The organism is uncultured Campylobacter sp. (genome assembly GCF_937997465.1).
Taxonomy (GTDB): Bacteria; Campylobacterota; Campylobacteria; order Campylobacterales; family Campylobacteraceae; genus Campylobacter_A.
The window spans coordinates 1-1,978 of sequence record NZ_CALKTQ010000201.1; the positions used below are offsets into that span (position 1 = coordinate 1).

Here is a 1,978-nt window from a genome sequence, read left to right on the forward strand (position 1 = left end):
CGAGCGGCGGCGTTAAATTTCGCTTTTAATCCTAATCCGCAAATTTGGGCGAGATAAATTTACTCGCCCAAATTTCTACCGATTTTTATTCATTATTTTTAAACTTACCTATACGCAAATTTATTATCGCCCGGGAACATCATGCAAAATTTAAACGAAAAATACGAAATTTATCAAAAAAGGCTAGACAAAAAGGCGCGTCGTCTCATGTCGCTGATGAACGACGCAAAATGGCTCAAGCTCTACGAAATTTTGGAAGCTTCGGGGTGTGAGAGCATACGCGTAAGGCTGCTTTCAGGCGACGAGGAGATCGCGCTCGTCTGCGGCTTTGGGTGTTTACAGGACGGGTATTTTGACTGCGCCAACGGAGTTATTTTATTTAAAAATCTGCGCTAGATTTTCATGCCTAAATTTTACGAGCAAACGCGTATGAACAGAACCGAAAAGCTCGCCTCTAAATTTATCCCAAATCCGCTTGAAACGGTGCTAGACGCCATAACAAAGGCGGGTAAATTTGACTACGAAATAGACGAAAGCGGGCTAAAAATTTACGGATATAGATAAATTTGGCGCAGGCAAACGAAGTCAAATTTAAAGCGCGCTTGCTCGCCAAATGCGGCGAAATTTGATAAAATTTGACGAAATTTAACCAAAAGGAGCAAAAATGAGCGCTCATCTATGCCCAAAATGCGGCGAAAATACGATCTATTTCGACGGCATCTGCCACTCGTGCCGCCAAAAGCAGAGGCGGGATGAAATTTTAAACCTAAGCGCGGACGAAGTAGAAGCGATGATCCTAAAAATCGCGGAGCGAATCGATGAGATCGAAAAATGGAATGAGATTTGCAATGATTTTTGGGCGCTTTTTAGCCTGCTGAGCATCCACGATCCAAGGATCGCGCGAGCTGCGGCGGCAAAGGAAATTTACTATCCGCTAGAGCTCTACTTCGGCGCGCCGGACGACGTAAAAGACGCACTCATAACAAAACTAAACTCGCTAGAGGACAACTCCAAAAACGTGCTAAACCACCTACTTTGCGCGCTTGCCTGGCAGGGCGGCGAGCAGACGGCTGAGCTTTTTTACGAGCTGTATAAAAACCCGCGGCCGTGGCGCAAAAAACTCTACGTGGGTACCGAATTTTACGCAAAAATCGGCGGCTGGGCGTTTGACGAGACGGGCGAGCGAAAATCGCTCGTTTTTGATAAATGTCTTACCGCGGTGCGCATAAAAGATGGCAAGCGCGCGAGCCAAAGCGCAAATTTAAACTCAAACCAAAATACGGATGAGCCCGTACAAATCGGCGAACCTACAGGCCAAAAGTGCGAGTTTTGCGGCTGCGAGATACTTGATATGCTGCGCCTAAAGGCCACTGAGCCGCGGCTTGCGTTTTTAAATTTAAAGCACGACGCGATATTTCGCTGTTGCCCGACCTGCATCGGCTCGGTCAGATATTTTTGCAAACGCGGCCCAGACGGCGAGATAGAGCTAAGCTATGAGGGCGAAGGCTTTGACGAAAGCTACTTTTCGCAGCAGGATATGACGCGGCTATGCGGTATGAAATTTAAGCTAGGCGGCGAAGTGTCGCCGTTTTACGGCTGCTTTAGCGAGCTTGATACGACCGTGGGCGGCTATCCGCAGTGGGTGCAGGACGCCGAGTATCTGACCTGCCCTAGTTGCGGCGGGACGATGAAACACCTAGCGCAAATCCCATTTGGCGAGATGATACAAGGCGAGGGAGTCATATACGTGCAAATTTGCGAGAAATGCGAGATTTTGGGCGGCTGCTTTCAGTGCACGTGAGGCGGACCAATTAGCTATAATGCAAGTAAAATTTGATTTAAGGAGAAAATATGGGGTTATTTAGTTTTGGTAAAAAGGCTGAAAAAGCGCAAATTCCAAGCACGTTCGCGGGCAGGGTGGATACATTTTGGGCGGAATTTAGCGGCGTGATAGATGAGATCAAGGCTGATCTGGCGG

General features: G+C 47.6%; 3 protein-coding genes. All 3 read left to right on the plus strand.

The features are described from left to right. Positions 1-141: 141 nt before the first annotated feature. The 3 genes from Q0546_RS06645 (at position 142) to Q0546_RS06655 (ending at position 1,801) form a co-directional block, all read left to right on the plus strand. On the plus strand, positions 142-396 hold the full coding sequence (locus Q0546_RS06645; RefSeq protein WP_298791605.1) for a hypothetical protein: 255 nt from the start codon (positions 142-144) through the stop codon (positions 394-396). Between the two features lie 33 nt (positions 397-429). Continuing rightward, positions 430-564, plus strand: a complete 135-nt coding sequence (locus Q0546_RS06650; RefSeq protein WP_257792036.1) for a hypothetical protein — start codon at positions 430-432, stop codon at positions 562-564. A gap of 100 nt (positions 565-664) precedes the next feature. Continuing rightward, positions 665-1,801 (plus strand): cytochrome C, encoded by a 1,137-nt coding sequence (locus Q0546_RS06655; RefSeq protein WP_298791608.1) that lies wholly within the window; start codon positions 665-667, stop codon positions 1,799-1,801. The last annotated feature ends 177 nt before the right edge of the window (positions 1,802-1,978 follow it).